This is a genomic window from Shewanella sp. Isolate11 (assembly GCF_022398315.1).
Classification (GTDB): Bacteria; Pseudomonadota; Gammaproteobacteria; order Enterobacterales; family Shewanellaceae; genus Shewanella.
Window position 1 is genome coordinate 108,015 of record NZ_JAKEVF010000003.1, and the last position, 18,718, is coordinate 126,732.

Annotated in this window: 18 protein-coding genes; 6 read left to right on the forward strand and 12 right to left on the reverse strand. The window is 44.5% G+C overall.

What is annotated here, in order from left to right; all coding sequences use genetic code 11:
* The first annotated feature begins 48 nt into the window (after positions 1–48).
* Positions 49–1,377 (forward strand): exodeoxyribonuclease VII large subunit, encoded by a 1,329-nt coding sequence (xseA, locus tag L1D21_RS09610; protein WP_239845036.1) that lies wholly within the window; start codon positions 49–51, stop codon positions 1,375–1,377.
* A gap of 250 nt (positions 1,378–1,627) precedes the next feature.
* Here the strand turns inward: xseA and L1D21_RS09615 are convergent, their stop codons facing one another.
* The 9 genes from L1D21_RS09615 to L1D21_RS09655 form a co-directional block, all read right to left on the reverse strand.
* Complete coding sequence (locus tag L1D21_RS09615; protein WP_239845037.1) at positions 1,628–2,026, reverse strand: hypothetical protein; 399 nt, start codon at positions 2,024–2,026, stop codon at positions 1,628–1,630.
* Between the two features lie 548 nt (positions 2,027–2,574).
* Entirely contained in the window at positions 2,575–4,044 is a 1,470-nt protein-coding gene (der, locus tag L1D21_RS09620; protein WP_239845038.1) for a ribosome biogenesis GTPase Der, read from the reverse strand.
* A gap of 94 nt (positions 4,045–4,138) precedes the next feature.
* Complete coding sequence (bamB, locus tag L1D21_RS09625) at positions 4,139–5,323, reverse strand: outer membrane protein assembly factor BamB (RefSeq protein WP_239845039.1); 1,185 nt, start codon at positions 5,321–5,323, stop codon at positions 4,139–4,141.
* Positions 5,324–5,333: 10 nt separating this feature from the next.
* A complete protein-coding gene (locus L1D21_RS09630; RefSeq protein WP_239845040.1) occupies positions 5,334–5,957 on the reverse strand; it encodes a tetratricopeptide repeat protein in 624 nt (207 codons plus the stop codon).
* Positions 5,958–5,970: 13 nt separating this feature from the next.
* Entirely contained in the window at positions 5,971–7,242 is a 1,272-nt protein-coding gene (gene hisS / locus L1D21_RS09635; protein ID WP_239845041.1) for a histidine--tRNA ligase, read from the reverse strand.
* Positions 7,243–7,388: 146 nt separating this feature from the next.
* Entirely contained in the window at positions 7,389–8,504 is a 1,116-nt protein-coding gene (ispG, locus tag L1D21_RS09640) for a flavodoxin-dependent (E)-4-hydroxy-3-methylbut-2-enyl-diphosphate synthase (protein ID WP_239845042.1), read from the reverse strand.
* A 19-nt stretch (positions 8,505–8,523) separates the two neighbouring features.
* On the reverse strand, positions 8,524–9,471 hold the full coding sequence (locus L1D21_RS09645; protein WP_239845043.1) for a RodZ domain-containing protein: 948 nt from the start codon (positions 9,469–9,471) through the stop codon (positions 8,524–8,526).
* A complete protein-coding gene (pilW, locus tag L1D21_RS09650; RefSeq protein WP_239845044.1) occupies positions 9,471–10,259 on the reverse strand; it encodes a type IV pilus biogenesis/stability protein PilW in 789 nt (262 codons plus the stop codon). Before pilW ends, L1D21_RS09645 begins: the two co-directional genes overlap by 1 nt.
* A 32-nt stretch (positions 10,260–10,291) precedes the next feature.
* A complete protein-coding gene (locus L1D21_RS09655) occupies positions 10,292–11,413 on the reverse strand; it encodes a bifunctional tRNA (adenosine(37)-C2)-methyltransferase TrmG/ribosomal RNA large subunit methyltransferase RlmN (RefSeq protein ID WP_239845045.1) in 1,122 nt (373 codons plus the stop codon).
* 143 nt (positions 11,414–11,556) lie between these two features.
* Here L1D21_RS09655 and L1D21_RS09660 point away from each other — a divergent pair, with 143 nt between their 5' ends.
* Positions 11,557–12,702, forward strand: a complete 1,146-nt coding sequence (locus L1D21_RS09660) for a CNNM domain-containing protein (RefSeq protein ID WP_239845046.1) — start codon at positions 11,557–11,559, stop codon at positions 12,700–12,702.
* Between the two features lie 127 nt (positions 12,703–12,829).
* Positions 12,830–14,566, forward strand: a complete 1,737-nt coding sequence (locus L1D21_RS09665) for a bifunctional UDP-sugar hydrolase/5'-nucleotidase (RefSeq protein WP_239845047.1) — start codon at positions 12,830–12,832, stop codon at positions 14,564–14,566.
* 18 nt (positions 14,567–14,584) lie between these two features.
* Here L1D21_RS09665 and L1D21_RS09670 read toward each other — a convergent pair whose 3' ends face one another.
* The 3 genes from L1D21_RS09670 to L1D21_RS09680 form a co-directional block, all read right to left on the reverse strand.
* Entirely contained in the window at positions 14,585–15,094 is a 510-nt protein-coding gene (locus L1D21_RS09670) for a GNAT family N-acetyltransferase (RefSeq protein ID WP_239845048.1), read from the reverse strand.
* Between the two features lie 67 nt (positions 15,095–15,161).
* Entirely contained in the window at positions 15,162–15,464 is a 303-nt protein-coding gene (locus L1D21_RS09675) for an NrfJ (RefSeq protein WP_239845049.1), read from the reverse strand.
* A 206-nt stretch (positions 15,465–15,670) separates the two neighbouring features.
* Entirely contained in the window at positions 15,671–15,886 is a 216-nt protein-coding gene (locus L1D21_RS09680; protein WP_239845050.1) for a DUF3820 family protein, read from the reverse strand.
* Between the two features lie 497 nt (positions 15,887–16,383).
* Between L1D21_RS09680 and L1D21_RS09685 the strand changes: the two genes are divergently transcribed.
* From L1D21_RS09685 to L1D21_RS09695, 3 genes are all read left to right on the forward strand, one after another.
* Positions 16,384–17,127, forward strand: a complete 744-nt coding sequence (locus tag L1D21_RS09685; protein WP_239845051.1) for an AAA family ATPase — start codon at positions 16,384–16,386, stop codon at positions 17,125–17,127.
* Positions 17,087–17,515: a CopG family transcriptional regulator gene (locus tag L1D21_RS09690; protein ID WP_239845052.1), complete on the forward strand. Its 429-nt coding sequence runs from the start codon at positions 17,087–17,089 to the stop codon at positions 17,513–17,515. The genes L1D21_RS09685 and L1D21_RS09690 overlap by 41 nt, the downstream gene beginning before the upstream one ends.
* A gap of 392 nt (positions 17,516–17,907) precedes the next feature.
* Entirely contained in the window at positions 17,908–18,621 is a 714-nt protein-coding gene (locus L1D21_RS09695; RefSeq protein WP_239845053.1) for a nuclear transport factor 2 family protein, read from the forward strand.
* The last annotated feature ends 97 nt before the right edge of the window (positions 18,622–18,718 follow it).

An 18,718-nucleotide genomic window follows, 5' to 3' on the forward strand; every position in this document is an offset into this window, starting at 1 on the left:
TTGGTAAATGGAAAATAGTAAAAAAGTCACCTTAGAAGTAAAATTTCTATGAAAATGCCAAAAAATAATGTTTATACCGTGTCTCGACTCAATGGCGAAGTCAGACAACTTCTCGAAGGTGAATTAGGAAAATTATGGCTCGAAGCCGAGATTTCTAATTTTTCGGCACCCAGCTCAGGCCACTGGTATCTCACTTTAAAAGACCATTATGCCCAGATCCGCTGCGCCATGTTTAAAGGTAAAAATCGCAGTGTTAGCTTCAAACCCATTAACGGTCAACAGGTATTAGTCAGAGGCGCTATCAGCGTATATGAGCCCCGTGGTGATTATCAATTAATCATAGACTCAATGCTACCTGCCGGTGATGGTCTTTTGGCACAGCAGTATGAGGCCCTAAAAGCGAAATTAGCCAGTGAAGGCTTATTTGCCGCCGACACTAAGAGGCCCTTACCCAGTAATATTCAGCGTATCGGCATTATTACCTCCCCCACAGGTGCTGCCATTCGCGATATCTTGCATGTATTACAGCGCCGCGACCCATCAATTGAAGTGATTATCTATCCTGCGCCAGTACAAGGCGAGCATGCCGACAGGGCTATCTGTCATGCCATCATGCAAGCCAACGACCGCCATGAAGTCGATGTACTGCTGGTAACTCGCGGAGGCGGCTCTTTAGAGGATCTTTGGTGTTTTAATAGCGAAGCGCTCGCACATACCATCTATAACAGCGGTATCCCTGTGGTCTCTGCTGTCGGCCATGAAGTTGATACCACCATCAGCGATTATGTTGCCGACTTGCGCGCGCCCACCCCCTCTGCCGCAGCCGAATTGCTATCCCAAGATGCATTGAGCAAAGCCGACAAACTCAAGATGGCGATGACTCGCCTAAAACAGGGCTGGCAACATTATCATTTAAAACAGCGACAAGGTTTTAGTCAGCTTGAACACAGACTACAGCGCCAAGATCCTAAGCGTCAGCTACAACAATACGAGCAGCGTTTCGATGAGATGCAGCTACGCCTAAGCGCGTTAATCAACGCCAAGCTCGCCAAGTTAAATAGCCAAAACCAACAACTTCATCATAGGTTGGCTCAGCAGTCTCCAAGTAATCGTCTTAAACTGGAACAGAGTCGCCTGAGCTTCTTAACTCAAAAGCTCAATAAAGCGATGCAAAGCCAACTCAATGATGCCAAAACCGCATTAACCCACGCAGCACATCAACTCGATACCGTTAGCCCACTGGCAACGTTAAGCCGGGGTTATAGCATTACATTAGATGCTAACGGCAAAGTAGTCAGCAACCATGATGATGTCGGCAGCGGCGATCTAATTAAGACCAAATTACTTAATGGAGAAATTGAATCTAAGGTGATTTAACGCTTCACGGCATTGTAGCTATCAAAATCACTGGATTACGACAAAAAACCATTGTTTTCTTAACTAAACTTAACCCCTGAATTTAGTTTGGCTAGGGCTTCTGTGATCACTGTTGTTACCCTTTTAGGCCTAGGCTTATCTCTATGTTCAATAATAAAAACTTACCCACTGATGAATACCGCAAAGGGTAAGCTTTATGTATTCTCGTATGACTTAGCTTAACTCAGCAATTAACTTATCATCATTTAACTCACCACCATTGATTTAACAGTCCATACAGCATAAATAAACCCAGCGGTAACGACAGTAACCCAAATAGCCAAACTCGTTTGGTCAAAGGCGGCAGCACCCGCTTAGCAAACTTATTGTGCCAGCGCCAAGGTAACAGAAGTAAAATCAAGCTGGTGATGATAATCACCCAAGCAAAAGATTGAAACACCAACGTAAAACGCATCTCAGGAGCTGTAAATATCAGCGCGGCGCCAACAATTAAGCGTATGCCTAGCTCGATATAATGAAGCATTGCTGTTGAAGCAAACCCATTAAGAAAACGACGACTATAACTAGGCTTAAAAAGCGTCACGACGGCTAAAGCAATCAAATAAATTGCCGCCAATAGAACCAGTAATCTTGAGATCTGTTCAATCATTATCTGCCTAATTAAAATATGACAACTAAGAGTCAAATGTTATACCAATCAAAGTAAATTAGTGAGCAGCCCGTTTGCAACAGAAAAGGGCGCAGGAAAAATTGTCGAGAACAAAGCGTAAATTGCAGTAACTAGTTAACCTGAACTCGGGATAACGAGTGTCGAAAAATCTAAATTTAACCAGCTAATTCAATGTTATAAAGGATTAGTTAAAAAAGAAAAGTCTATTTCCTGACTGAATGCGCAGATTTTTGGGCATATCAAGGCGCTCTGTCGTACATCATAGCCAGCTATGGTTAGGCAGAGCAACGCAAAGAGGCACGCAAAGATGCCTATTCAGCGGCTCTGCTTATCCAGAGTTCAGGTTAGTTATTCTAATAATAAAATTTACCACACGTTTATCGGCGATTTTAACTAGCAAGAATGATCAGATAATTACTGCGATTGGTATTAAACACAGAAGGAATATCATCTGCTAAAAAACAAAAAGGCCAGCGTGCAAGCTGACCTTTTAGGATAAAACAGAAATCTCAACGCAGCCGAACAGCCTATTTCTTCTTATCTTTAATATGACTCATCATACGCTTGCGGCGACGCTCTTGACTCACTGTAAGCTTCTTGCTGTTCATCCCCTCGAATGGGTTGCCGCCTTCTTGGAAACGCACTTGAATCGGCGTCCCCATCACTTTCAGTGAGCGACGATAGTAATTCATCATGAAGCGTTTATAAGAATCTGGCAGCTTCTTAACCTGGTTACCATGCACCACAACGATTGGCGGATTGTAACCACCCGCGTGAGCATATTTAAGCTTAACGCGACGACCGTTTACCAGCGGTGGCTGATGGTCATCCTGTGCCATTTGCATGATACGAGTTAACATTGAAGTACTTACGCGGCGTGTTGCACTTTCATAAGCTTCCTGTACCGACTCGAACAGGTGCCCTACACCTGTGCCATGTAGCGCAGAAATAAAGTGAATACGGGCAAAATCGATAAAGCCAAGGCGTCTGTCTAGCTCGCTCTTCACTCTCTCTTTGATCTCTTGGTCGATACCATCCCACTTGTTTACCGCAATCACCAATGCACGACCGGCATTTAGCGCGAAACCTAACAAGCCTAGATCTTGTTCTGCAATCCCTTCACGGGCATCGACAATCAATAACACCACGTTGGCATCTTCAACCGCTTTTAGGGTCTTAATTACCGAAAACTTTTCGACAGTTTCGTGCACTTTACTACGACGACGAACCCCTGCGGTATCGATAATCACATATTCCTGGCCATCACGCTCAAGAGGAATATAGATACTGTCTCTAGTGGTCCCCGGCTCATCGTAAACCACCACACGTTCTTCACCTAAAATACGGTTAGTCAGGGTAGATTTACCGACGTTTGGCTTACCAATAATAGCCAGTTTGATTGGCAGATCTTGCAGACGCTTCTGCTCTGCTTCCGCTTCCTCTTCGGTGTACTCCCGATCCTCCTCAGGCTCGACAGCATCCTCATCACGAGTCAGCCCCATGGCTTCGGCATAAGGTGTCAGTGCGTACTCAATCATATTGGTTACGCCGCGGCCTTGTGAAGCCGCCATCTGGTAAACTTCACCTAAACCCAATGCCCAAAACTCAGCACAAGCCGAATCGGCATCAATGCCATCAACCTTATTGGCAACAACGAATGTGGTCTTTTCTCGGCGACGTAGATGTTCGGCAATCGCTTCATCTGCGGCGGTTAAACCGGCGCGAGCATCAGTCAAAAATAACACCACGTCCGCTTCTTCAATAGCGGCTAATGACTGTTCTGCCATGCGGGTTTCGATACCCTCTTCGGTACCATCAATACCGCCGGTATCAACCACGATAAACTCGTAACCAGAAAGGTGAGCGCGGCCGTACTTACGATCCCGAGTCAATCCTGGGTAGTCTGCTACCAAGGCATCTCTGGTGCGCGTAAGACGATTGAATAAGGTCGACTTACCTACGTTCGGTCGGCCAACGAGGGCCACAACTGGAATCATTTTCTTGCCTCTAATTACAAATCTTTTTGAAAATCTTAAATAAAAAGCCCCCAGAGCTAACGTCCGGGGGCCTTAATAAACTATCAAGTTCGCCTTATGGAAGCGTTATTCTAGAAACCTCGCCATTACGGCTTTGTACATAGATTTTATCATTAATTACTAACGGCTGGCTAAATAAACCTGAACTATCCACTTCGACACGGCCAACTATTTTACCATCGGCGCGATTAATAAAGTGCAGATAGCCTTCGAAATCGCCCACTACAATGTAATCTTTGAAAACCGCAGGTGCTGTCAATTCACGATTAGTTAGCTCGCTATTAGACCAGACTTCTAAACCATTACGTCTATCAACGGCATAGATACGACCATGATCATCGACTAAAAACAAATTTAGGCCTGAAGAAGCGAGATCGTTAGTACTCGAGTATTTACGGCTCCAGACGATACGTCCAGTACGCAGCTCCATGGATACCAAGTTACCGTTATAACTTACGGCGTACAGGTTCTCACCCATTAGCAGTGGCTTCATATCCACGTCAGCCATACGAGTAAACTCGTTACCACCTTTAGGGGTATAGATAGGTTGTTCCCACGCCGCTTGGCCATTGTTTTTAATAACAACGGCAACTTTACCATCAGCGGTGCCAACGAAGAATCCACCCGCTTCGTATGAAGCTGAGCCCGTACCGCGCAAGGTTAAAGTGGGCAACTTACTCTCATAAGTCCACAGCTTAGTACCGTCATCGACATTAAATGCTTCTAAGGTGCCTGAACCTGTACTGACCACAACCACATCTTCACCAACGGTCGGAGCCGATAACAGTTCACCGCCGGCAATCACATCCCACACAGGCTCGCCAGTCTCAGCGTTTAGCGCGGTTAAAAATCCGCTTTCACCACCAACAAAGACTTTGTCTCTGGCCGCTGTAATCCCAGCTGAAAGGCGGGCACCGTTGTTTTTAGTGAGAAAGCTTTCGCGAAATGACTCGCTGATATCGAGATCCCATACTTTCTCGCCGGTTTCTTCGTCAAATGCAATGATCTCACCATAACGGTCGACCACATACAATTTGCCGTAACGCACTGCGGGGCGAAGCTTAGAGTAGAAGTCACCAATCCCACTACCGACATTGGCACTCCAACTCACTTCAGGAAAGACACTTGCCTCAATATTCGGCAATGGGCTAACTGGCTCTTCTGTATCACTCGATGAACAAGCAGATAACAAGCTCAAGCTCAGTCCGCACGCAACAACTGTTTTGCACCAAGACTTCATGGGCAGTTCCTTATGCCTTGTTCAGGTTATCAAGCTTCATCTGAAGCGCTGGGCTCGTTGTTACACCACCGTTATCGATCGCGGCTTGATAAGCACTCTTGGCTTTATCGGCATCACCTTGGCGAACGAGAAAATCACCTTTTAACTCATCACGCTGCACAGCAAATGCTGGCGCAGAAACTTGTTCTAGGGTTGCTAATGCTGTCGCAATTTGACCTTGCTCAGCTTGTACGCGCGCGAGACGAAGAGTGGCAACGGCCACTAAACCGTCGTCGGCTTTATCGGCCACAACCTGCTTTAACGATTGCTCTGCTTTAGCCAGATCACCCGCTTCAACAGCGGCTTTGGCAACAATAAGCTCAAGTAGTGCTTGGTAACCTTTTTGACCACTGTGGTCTTTGGCAAAGCTTTCAGCAGCAGCCAGCATAGATGCATCCGCTTTAACTGAACTGCTTACTGCTTGAAAAGTTTCAGATGCCGCTTCGGACTGCGCCACCTGATAATCTGAATAATAGTTCCAGCTATAAAGGCCGCCTAAACCAACAACGGCACCAATGACAATCGATTGTCCATAGTCTTTCCAGAACTGTTTGATAGCATCGACTTGTTGTTCTTCTGTGCTATAAATTTCCACGTTTACTTCCCCTTTAAATCAGCTCTGCAATGTAGGTTGCTAACGAATCCCGCGCAACGAGTTTTTGTTCTTTATCTTCACGCAGATATTTTACAGCTACTTGACCATTAGCAAGTTCATTCTCGCCGATCAAAATAGCAATTTGTGCACCGCTCTTATCGGCACGCTTCATCTGCTTCTTAAAGTTACCGCCACCACAATGACTCATCACTTTAAGACCAGTAATTTCTCGCAATTGTTGAGCGACCTTAATCGCCTCAACTCGACAGTTATCACCCATGGCTGTCACATATACATCGACAGGACCACGAACATCATCGGTTAACTCTAAAGTTTCCAGCATCAACACGATACGCTCTAACCCCATGGCAAAACCAACGGCGGGTGTATCTTTACCGCCAAGTTGTCCCACAAGCCCGTCGTAACGACCACCAGCTAAAACCGTGCCCTGTGCGCCTAAACTCTCTGTAACCCACTCAAAAACAGTGCGATTATAGTAATCTAAACCACGAACGAGACGCGGATTAATTTTGTATTTGATACCAACGGCGTCAAGTAGTTCACATAAATGTGAAAAATGCGCTTTTGTCTCTTCGCCAAGATAGTCCATTAACTCTGGCGCATCAGCTAATAACGCCTGCACCTCAGGGTTTTTAGTATCTAATACTCGCAGTGGATTAGTGTACATACGGCGCTGACTATCCTCATCGAGCTGCTCTTTAAATTGCTCTAGGAAGGCAATCAAAGCATCACGATAGATGGCACGTTCGGCAGAATCGCCTAAGGTATTGAGTTCCAGCGTCACATGCTCGCTGATCCCCAGTTTTTGCCATAAACGCGCAGACATCATCAACACTTCGGCGTCAACATCGGCACTGCCGATACCATATACTTCAACACCAAATTGATTAAATTGACGGTAACGACCTTTCTGTGGACGTTCGTGACGGAACATAGGGCCCATATACCATAAGCGTTGCTCTTGGTTATACAACAGACCATGTTCATTACCAGCACGCACGGTCGAAGCCGTGCCTTCAGGGCGAAGCGTCAGGAAATCACCATTACGGTCGGCAAAGGTGTACATCTCTTTCTCAACGATGTCGGTCACTTCACCTATTGAACGCTTGAAAAGATCGGTACTTTCAACAATGGGCGTTCTAATTTCGCTGTATCCATAGGCGGCCACGGTATCACGTAAAACCGCTTCCAGTTTTTGCCATAAAGGACTTTGTGTAGGCAGAATGTCGTTCATTCCGCGTATCGCTTGGATCTGTTTTGCCACTGTTAACTTGTCCGTAAAATAAAAAAGCGCCTCGCATTATAGGCGCAACATCAATAAACGCAAAACTGGCGACCAGCGCCAGTGACCTATGCCACAACCTAGGCAATATGGCTAAGTTGCTTTGCTAACTAAAACTGTTATTTCGATTACTCATCGACATCAGTCGTCGGAATACGTGCATTCATGGTCGCAACCTTAGCACGGATCCTCGCCTCAAGCTGATCGACAATTTTATCATTATCAAAACGCTCTTTCTGGCGTACACCATCAGCATAGTAACCGCTCTTGCGATTACCACCAGTTAGGCCAATATCAGACACTAAAGCTTCACCAGGGCCATTGACCACACAGCCGATAATCGACACGTCCATTGGTGTCACCACATCTTCAAGACGCTGTTCAAGTTCATTGACCGTTGCAATCACGTCGAATTCTTGGCGTGAGCATGATGGGCAGGCAATGAAATTAATCCCGCGAGAGCGAATGCGAAGCGACTTTAAGATATCAAAACCGACTTTAATCTCTTCAACTGGATCGGCAGCAAGGGAGATACGTAGCGTGTCGCCAATGCCTTCAGCCAATAACATGCCTAAACCCACGGCTGATTTCACTGAGCCTGCACGCGCACCACCAGCCTCAGTAATCCCCAGATGCAACGGCTGTTTTATCTGTTTCGCCAATAAGCGATAAGATTCAACCGCAAGGAATACGTCTGAAGCTTTAACACTGACCTTGAACTGGTCGAAGTTAAGACGGTCGAGAATATCCACATGGCGCATAGCAGATTCAAGCAAGGCCTCTGGCGTTGGCTCTTTATATTTGTCCATCAGATCTTTCTCTAATGAACCACCATTAACCCCAATGCGGATGGGAATATTTTTGTCACGAGCACACTCAACAACGTTGCGAATACGCTCTTCGTTACCAATATTACCAGGATTAATACGCAAACAGTCGACACCATATTCAGCCACTTTAAGGGCAATACGGTAATCAAAATGAATGTCGGCAATGAGCGGAATATTGGTTTGCTGTTTAATCAGCTTGAAGGCTTCGGCGGCATCCATAGTCGGTACAGAAACTCGAACCAGATCGGCGCCAACTTTCTCTAAGGCGCGAATTTGAGCCACGGTAGCTTCGACATCAGTAGTGCGAGTATTGGTCATCGACTGCACAGCAATCGGGGCACCATCACCGATTGGAACATCGCCCACATAAATACGTGTCGATGGGCGTCTAATGATAGGAGACTCGTTGTACATCTTAATTTACTCTTCTACTTCAAAGGTTGGCAGAACTAGTCACGGTTAATCTGGCCACTCTACCCTCAGGGTATTTTTCCAAATCAACATCTTCGCCATTAATGCTTAATTTAAGCGACTGTGGAGCGCCTAATATAACCTCAAACGGCTCCTGACCAAAGACATTCAGTGCACTTCCGCCCACCTTTAATCCATTCACTAAGGTTTTACCTTGTGAGTCAGTAATTTTGATCCAACAGTCATCAACAAGCTCCATTCTGAGCTTAGACTGCTCGGCTGAAGTTACAGTTAATGTAGCCGTATCTGCTTCAGCGGTACTGCTATTAGCCACTGTTGAATTAACTTCAGAATCAACAGGGCCATCAACTGGATTCTCACCACTAGCCGCTATCGGTTCAACACCAGTTTGAGCCTCACTGGTGCCATCAACTTGAGTTTGAGGAGCTTCAACATAAACAGGGGTATTTTGTCTGTCATCGAGTCCAATTTGTGCCACCTCTTCGGCGGTCAACTTAGACATATCGACACCCGTCATCATCTCTGATTTTTGTACCCACCACACCACTAATAACACTAACAAGATGAAAAAGATAAAGTAGGTCACCATCATCAGGCGGCCTTCTTTCGCTTCGCGGGTGGTTTTACGAGAAAAGCTCTGCATTGAGGGCGCGTTAATCACAGGAAAATACTGTGCTAGTGCCGCTTCAATTGCTTGTTTATCGGCTTCGACAATACGGGCGTAATTTTTCACATAGCCTTTAACATAGGTAGCCGAGGCAATATTAGAAAAATCATCTGACTCGATGTCTCTGACAATCGTCGGGCGTAAATGAAGCTGTTTGGCGACATTATCAATGCTTAGGCCTTTCGCTTCACGTGCCTGTTTAAGCAGCTCACCCAATTTAGGGACTGCTTCCTTTGAATTTTCGATCTCATCCGTGAGCATATCGATTTGTTTATCTGTCATTAGTGCATACTTGCTCGATATTGCTTGGCTTCATTGGAAGTAGGAAATTTAGCTAATAACAATATACCAAACTTCTTCACTGCTTCCGAATTGTTTAAGCCTTGCTCAATTTTAATTCCTAGCCCCAGACTCGCTGCCGATTCAGGCACAACGCGATGAAAACGCGCTAAGCCATTTTTCGCCTCGGTATAGTTACCTAGCTCCAGTTCAATTTCAGCCAGTTCCAATAAGGAAACAGCGCGGCGAGCATCATAATTGAGGGCCATCTTAAAGTAGTGTTGTGCCTTGGTCAGATCGCCTGATTCACGCGAGCAGATCCCCAAGTTTTCATAGCTGGATGCCGAACGGGTATATTTGGGCATTTTGACCGCGCGAAGGAACATCTCTTCAGATTGTTCATATTTTTTCTGCTGACACAAAAACACCCCGAAGTTATTCATCGAATCGCCGGTGGCATCACTGCTGTTAATTGCATTACGGTAGGATTGTTCGGTGAGTTCTAATTCACCAACAGACTGATAGTAATAGGCTAAACCAATATGTACGGCTTCTAATTTCGGTGCATATTCCAGTGCTTTGTCCAAATTATACTTGGCCTGTTCACTGTTGCCTTTTTGCAGGTATGTTAAACCTAACTGTACTCGTTGACGAGCGGCAGCCACATTATCGAATTCGCGCTCCGTGATAGGGACATCGGTACCGCTATAGGTGCGCTCAGTTACGCAGCCCGACACCATGATAGATGTCAAAAGAATCAATATCGAAATTTTTGGCTTTTGGAGCATCATTAGCAAGCCTATCTATCTGCAGATACAATAAGTTAGTCCATTGTGACTGAAATCTGACTTTCTTGCATGCGTTTTTTCGCTAAACGTTTAGTACGGTCTCTAATATCCCCAGCAAGCTGACCACAAGCTGCGTCAATATCATCACCACGAGTCTTACGCACAATGACAGTTAAGCCATATTCCATAAGTACTTTTGAGAAACGATCGATTCTTGAATTAGATGAACGTCCGTATGGCGAACCTGGATACGGGTTAAATGGGATCAAGTTAACCTTACAAGGTGTATCCTTCATTAACTTAGCTAATTCATGTGCTTGGTCTGTACTGTCATTGATATGATCTAGCATTACGTATTCAAGAGTAACACGACCTCGATTGGCATTAGACTTAGCCAAATAACGACGAATACCCGCTAAAAACTCTTGTAGCGGATACTTTTTATTTACCGGTACCAACACATCACGTAGCTCATCATTGGGTGCATGAATACTGACCGCCAATGCCACATCTAGATGGTCACCTAACTTATCTAATGCGGGCACCACACCCGATGTAGAAACCGTCACGCGGCGTTTAGATAAACTAAAACCAAAATCATCAAGCATAATGTCGATAGCTGGGATCACGTTTTTAAGGTTAAGCAGTGGCTCACCCATGCCCATCATCACCACGTTAGAAATAGGACGATCGCCGGTTTCTTTTTGAAAGCCTAAGAAGTGCGATACGCGCCAGATCTGACCAACAATTTCAGAGACGGTCAAGTTACGGTTAAAACCTTGTTGGGCGGTTGAACAGAAAGTACATTCCAGTGCACACCCCACTTGAGAAGAGACACATAAGGTGGCGCGATCATCTTCAGGAATATAAACCGTTTCGACTTCTTGGCCATTACCCACGTTGATGGCAAATTTAATCGTACCGTCACTGGATTTTTGATAATTCGAGATCTCTGGTGCGATGATTTCACAGCGCTCGGATAGCTTGCCGCGCAATACCTTATTGATATTAGTCATCTGCTCGAAGTCACTTACGCCAAAATGATAGATCCATTTCATCAATTGATCGGCACGAAATGGCTTTTCACCCATCTCGGAAAATAGCGCTCTTAATCCTTTACGATCAAGATCCAATAAATTGATTTTCTTCTCACTCATTTCGACTAACCTCAACACCAAATCCTGCCACAGGGCGGCGAATTATACAGATACCTACAAATTTTAGCCAGCGGTGAAATAGTCTATGGTAGAATTACCCAAGGCTAATGTTGGCCGTTACTCGGAGTTATTTTACTTAATCCATGATAACCCTTATTGTTATTATTGTTATTGCTATTGGAATTTCCTTCCTCTGTAGCGTATTCGAAGCTGTACTTTTATCTGTCACCCCAAGTTATATCGCTAATTTAAAAGAGCATCATCCGGCTGCGGCTCAGCGATTAAACCTTCAAAAAGAGAATGTCGAATCTCCTCTGGTGGCTATCCTCACTCTTAATACCATAGCACACACAGTAGGTGCCGCCGTCGCTGGTGCACAGGCTGCACGGGTATTTGGTGACGATATGTTAGGGGTATTTTCTGGGGTACTGACCTTCCTGATTTTGTTTTTCTCTGAGATCATCCCAAAAACCATCGGTGCTAACTATTGGCGTCAACTCGCACCCAGCGTCTCATTAGCTCTTATATGGCTGGAACGTATCGTCAAACCGCTGATTTGGATGTCGCAAAAAGTCACTCAATTATTAGGTAAAAGCGATGATGGCCAATATATTCGACAAGAGATGAGCGCCATGGCAAGAATAGGTCATGAGTCGGGAGAGCTAGACGAGCAAGAGCTGAATATTTTGACTCAGATGTTATCCGTCAAAGAGATGCCCGTCACCGCCATTATGACGCCAAGAACCGTGATGTTCAGCCTCAACAGCGATATGACACAAAAAGACTTTGCCGAGCAACATCAAAAGTGTCCATTCACTCGTATCCCTATCTTCGAGGAAGATCCAGATAACATCATTGGATACACCAATCGTAATGCGGTATTACTGTCGGAGCGTAAAACCCCTGAAGCACCGATTTCAGCCCTGAAACGCAACTTGGTTATTGTGCCTGAAACGGCCAAAATCTTGCCGCTGTTTCAGTTGATGATTAAGCGCAATACCAAAATCGCCATGGTGGTCGATGAATATGGTAGCAACCAAGGTATTGTGACGCTTGAAGACATTATTGAATCCCTTTTAGGGCTGGAAATCGTCGACAGCAATGACCCAGTGACCGATATGCGTCAACTAGCTCGACGTCTATGGCGCCGCCGTATGACAGACAAAGGCATTCGTATCTCCGATGAAGGGGCTTTCGAAGCTCAAAGCAATGAAGATGACACATTTGATGACGAGAGTAACGATCATATTGGCGACGATAAGCCCGAAATGATCCTCAATAAAAAGTAGTCACACCACCAGTCGCAGACCCATTTAGCAATAGTTAATTAAGTCTGCGACTGACACTTACGTTAATGCGACCCTTTCTCAACTAGTCCCACTAAGCTATACTGCTCGGCCCACTGAAGAGGCCTACATGACAACACGCTATACACTTAAACTTGCCCATATCAATGACACTCACTCGCACTTAGACCCAACGCGAGTGCAATTTCTGCTGACTCACAACAGTAAGCAATATGAGGTGTATAGCCATAGTGGTGGCTGCGCGCGCATCGGTTATCGAGTTAATCAAGCTCGCGTTCAAGCCCAAGCGGCCAATCAGGACTTCCTGTTTCTTCATGGCGGTGACAGTTTTCAAGGCACCTTATATTTCAACGAGTTTAAAGGGGTTGCCAACGCTGACTTGCTCAACCGTATGCACCCCGATGCCATGGTATTGGGAAATCATGAAATTGATGCGGGTAACGAGCCGGTAAAAAACTTCTTAGACCGAATTAACTTCCCATTACTTGCTGGCAATATGGATCTAAGTGGTGAAGATCAAACTAAAGCCGAACCGCTTTTCGGCCACCCTAGATTGCTCGATTATGACAATCAGAATCAACGTGCCAAAGTGCTGCTAAAGCCGTTAGGCGATAAGCAGATTGCCATCGTCGGTATCACCTTAGATCAGATGAAACAGATAGCCCGTCCCGACGAAGATACTGAATTTGCAAACGCCATCGCTACGACGACCAATACCGTTGCTTGGCTCCATCAACAAGGGATTAAACATATTCTGCTGCTCAGCCATCTTGGTATCGAGATGGACAGACAACTCGCCCGCGAAGTCGATGGCATCAGCCTTATTGTTGGTGGTCATTCACATACCTTACAAGGGGATTTTAGTCAGTTAGGTTTAAGTGCCCTGCCCTATGGTGAGCAAGTCAATCACACCCCCATTCTGCATGCAGGAAAATACGCCGAAACCATAGGCCTATCTGATATCGAGTTTGATGCCCATGGCAAGGTCACAGAGCTTCAGGGTGGCAACTACTTTATGTTAGATAAGCACCTGTTACTAGAATCAGAACAGAAGATCAGTCGCGACGATTATCAGGCCTTATTGCAACAGCTGACCGAGCATCCTTTTATCTTGTCAGATGAACACGATGAGCAATTAGCCGAGGTGATTAAACACTGTTATCACCCCGCTATTACGGCCCTTGAACATCAAGTATTGGGCTTTATTCCGAAAAACTTAATCCACACTCGCTTACCCAGTAAAGCGCTACCACATGGCAGCGAGATTGCTCCTTGGGTCTGTAAAAGTATTTATCACGAAACCAATCAGATAGAGCCACAGATAGATTTTGCGCTGCACAATGCCGGCGGAGTAAGACAATCGCTAAATAAAGGCCCGGTCACAATGGCTGATGTGCTTGGGCGTTTATTGCCCTTTGCCTTGCCCTTGGTGAAATACCGTATTCAAGGTAAATACCTATATCAGGCGTTAGAGTCGGCGATCAATTCCGCCACGAATAACAGCATTACAGGCACCGGAGCCGGGAGTTTCCCCTATACCTACGGATTACGTTATTGCTATGACGGCCGCAAACCGCAAGGAATGCGAATCATAAAACTGGAAGTCATGCGCGTTGTGGGCGAAAGCGAGCTATGGCAAGCCATTGTTGCCGAAGAATTTTATCATGGGGTTTCTTCAGCTTATACCGCATCGGGTAAAGAGGGATATCAGGCTTTACTTAAAGCCGATTGGCAGATGGCAATTGAGTCACTCACCTTGCCTCAAGCTTTTATTCGTTATATGTCTCGAGAACAAGGACTTAACGGCTTATTAACGCCACAACTGGAATATACCAGTCATCTGTAGCGTTAAGGACTAAGTGGCTTAAAAATCCTTGGATAAATAGAACATATGAAACACTTGGCCACACTTCTCTTGATAGCGATTATGTTGCAATTTAAAACCTTGAGATAAAAACAGGTCTTTAGACAGCTTAGAAGCATCAACAAACAAACGTGGTAATCCAGCCTGTTGCGCCCATATTTGTACTTGCTGACATAATAGAGTGGCCACTTTGTTACCTTGATATTCCGGTAACACGTAAAGACTATCGATATACCCTCGCCGATAGAAATGAGATTCTACATTGATAAAACCAACACAGACAAAGCGGCCATCGAGTTGTCGGCTGGTATCTAACATTAGCCAAGCCTTACTTTTGCTTAAACGCTTATTCCAGTGATACACAGAACGAGGTGCACGTGACCATGCCAGTTTCTGCTCTGTGGTATACAAGTCAATATCGATGTGTTGAATCGCTTGGTGATAGAGTCGACTGACTTGCAACGCATAGTCAGACTCATAGGGAATAATTTTAAATATTGGCTTCATCATGCAAATAAAAAAATAGCGCTGTTCGTAATTATCAGCGCTACTTTATATCATCTACCTGTTTGAAGCATCACTTCTTATCGATACGACCCACAAACAAAAGCTCGTCGAAGGTACGGTTAAGGGTTTTGCTAGTAAAACCGTTCATCCACATCTGTTCTTGAACAACCACGGTATCACCTTTGGCAATTTCAACTTGAGGACCCGCAGCCCAAAACGTTTTATTCGGTTCTTTAATTTGCACATAGGTATAACCACCAGCATTCATGGTTTCTAATACTTTACCTTCGTGTACAACACCTGCAGCCCAAGCAGAAGAGAAGCCTAAAGTCAGGGTGATAACTGCAACTAAGCGAACAAATTTAGCGATCATTGGGATTCCTTATATATTCAACGTTACTGAAGCATTAAAGCACGGGCTTGGGAATAAATCTCTAATGATCCACCGAATATCCCTAGCAATGTGACAGATTTAGATCAAGCTCTCATTCCATAGGCTTAAGTTAGCCACAAAGGAACTAATTCGCCTAGCCAGCCACTAACGCGAAGTCTATATCGGCTATATTGAACCTTGAATACTTATTTAACCGCCAATAACGGCTTTAACATCCCTTCCAACCCATTGAGCTTTATTTCATACATCAGTGCTAGTTGCTCGCCCAGTTTCCCCTCAGGAAAACCCTTACTATGAAACCAAACCAGATATGGCTCTGGCAGTTCCAGTAACTTACGCCCAGCGTATTTTCCAAAAGGCATCTTCTGGTTAATCGCCTCGAGTAATAAAGCCTGATCCATTACCCTATTCCCATCAAAACTTAGATGCCGCTATTGAAACACAAACAAAAACCTAAACCCAGTCAGATTGTTAGCAAATCCCTAACCTCTCAAAATATAATAAATTTAACTAAAAAACATAAAAAACAGCACTCATTGTTATATCAATTAAAATCAAGTTATTAAAAAGCCCAACGCATAGCGCGATACCAACCTTTAAAATGAAGACAATTTAACGATATGTTATTAATTATTAATAACAATTTAACACAACCCCACCCTAACTCTCTGCGTGTCAATATTTTGCCAAAATGACAATAAGGTCAAAATAATGACAAGTGCCACGAAAGTAAAATCCGTCAAAATTCATACACTTGACCCGAATTTAACCAAGCACTACATTGTACTATCAGTGGTGTTTTATCGAGCTAAAATGACCTGTTATGTCATTGGCTTTTATCTCGGCAGCACATCACATAACTGACATCGGCAATCACTGACAGTCGAGAGGACAAAAAATGATCATATTAGTTGGCGGTGAAAAAGGCGGGAGCGGCAAAAGCTGCCTAGCACAAAATATCGCTGTATTTCTGACTGTTGAATGCGGCGCATCTGTCATTATGGTTGACTGTGATCCACAGCGCACCACATCAGACTGGATCCAGGCACGTAATAACAATCCAGAGTTAGCCGGGATCAACTGTGTTCAGCTTTACGGAAAAATTCGTAACGACCTACTCAGCCTAGAGCAGCATTATGATTATGTTCTGGTTGATTGTGGTGGTCAGGATAATCTTGCACTCCGTGCAACCATGTCAGTCGCATCGCATGTATTAATGCCACTAAGACCTAAACGTCGTGATCTAAAAACAGTTAGCCATATGGATGATATCGTCGCTACATGTATGATGATTAACCCTAAAATGCGCGCTTCCTTTGTTATCACTCAATGTCCGAGTCTACCAAATCAGGCAAATCGCATTATCGAAGCTAAAGAAGTCTGTAAAACGTACGATATAAATGTACTAGACGCGATTACTTATAGTCGCAACATTTATGATGACAGCGAAGAGTCTGGCCTTTCTGTAATGGAAATCCAACCAAATGGAAAAGCCTCGGAAGAGATCCGCAGCATAGCTTGTGAGATGTTACAAGCCGCCAGCGCAACCGAAATCCGTAACAGACTTGCCGAAAAACAGATGAAACAGCTGAGGGGTGAATATGGGTCTGGCCGATCTCAAGAAAAACTCTACGCAGTCTAAGCGTAGCAATGCCGGTGAACAGCTCCCAATGTCACTGAATGACTTCATTGATGATTTTATCGATGATGCCACCCATTACGCATCGGGAAAACCTGAACAGGCGCGACAATTGGCACAAGTAATCGCACTTGAGACTGGATTTGACGGTATTTTGAATCGCACAATACCATCAATAAAGTCTCAACCGCGCAAAGTCTTTCCACGAGGTGATAGCCCTTATCGTAAGGCGACATTTACCTTAAGTGAATCGGCAATAGCCCATCTTGCAGAATTAGCCAGTGGCTGCGATGTGGCTAAGTCTAAATTGATCAGATTTCTGATCGAGCACCATTATTCGCTCGACGAATCAGAAAGACTTGAAAAGGAACGATCTATTCTGGTCGACTAACCATCGACTCGCTGGTTGATATTTATTTAACAAGCAAATTGATTAGGTGTCAGATAAACCCAAGCTCACAGGCTTTGATAATTTGTCACCTAATCTCGTCTCCCTGACTTTTGCTTTTCTATTGGGTAAAGAGCTAATAACGCGTATGTCCAACCGTTTCTCCAACCCTTTTCTGGCAGCAGACTTTTTTCATAGTTAACTCTTGGCTGCCAGCTTTTTCTTTTATACCTACCTCATTCAGCAAACAGCAAACCTTACGGATCAATAATTGTGATATCAGCATCTGTCATTTGGCTTAAATGATATCTCTGCTTAATATATCAATAAGATAAATCACTATTTTAAATAAAATCCAGTAAACTGGTCATAATGTGACTTCAATAGGAACGCCAATGTTTGTTCATTCTTCAATATTAAAAAAGTCTCAGCCCGTCAAACTGAGTCGCTTACTATTACTACTGATGTTTACTGCGAGCAGCCATGCCGGCACTGATACACAACAAACTGTGGCCACTCAGGCGCAATCCAGTTCTCAACAGCAAATCACATCAACAGAAGCTGTGCCGCAAAAAACAGAGCCTCAACAGCAAGAAGCAATTACGGAAAATCAATCGCAGCAAGATCTAAAACCTCAAGAAACTGTTCAGTCAGATACACAGCCAGAAGCGGCACCGCTCACAGTGCAACCCGCTAAGTCTGTTATGCCTATAAGTGAAGAGCAGCGAGCCAATGAAGTGTTAGATAATTTGCATCTATATGCTGCTCAAGCTGATTGGGATAATTATTTTGCGCTTTATGGTGAAAATGCCATTTTCATCGGTACCGATGCCAGCGAATATTGGAAAATGGATCAATTTGAAGAATATGCTCGCCCAACAAAAGGTTGGCATTACACCTTAATCGAACGTAAAACCGTACGACACGGCAATGTCATCGTGTTTGATGAATTGCTTGACAGTAAATCATACGGCATCAGCCGCGGAACAGGTAGCTTACTACTCACAGATAAAGGCTGGAAAATCATCCAATATCACTTGAGTTTCCCCATTCCTAATGACGTGGCTAAAAAAATCACAAGCCAGATAAAAGCCGTTAGAGATAAGTAATACCAATCAAAGTAAATTAGTGATCAGCCCGTTTGTAACAGAAAAGGACGCAGGAAAAATTGTCGAGAACAAGGCGTAAATTGCAGTAACTAGTTAT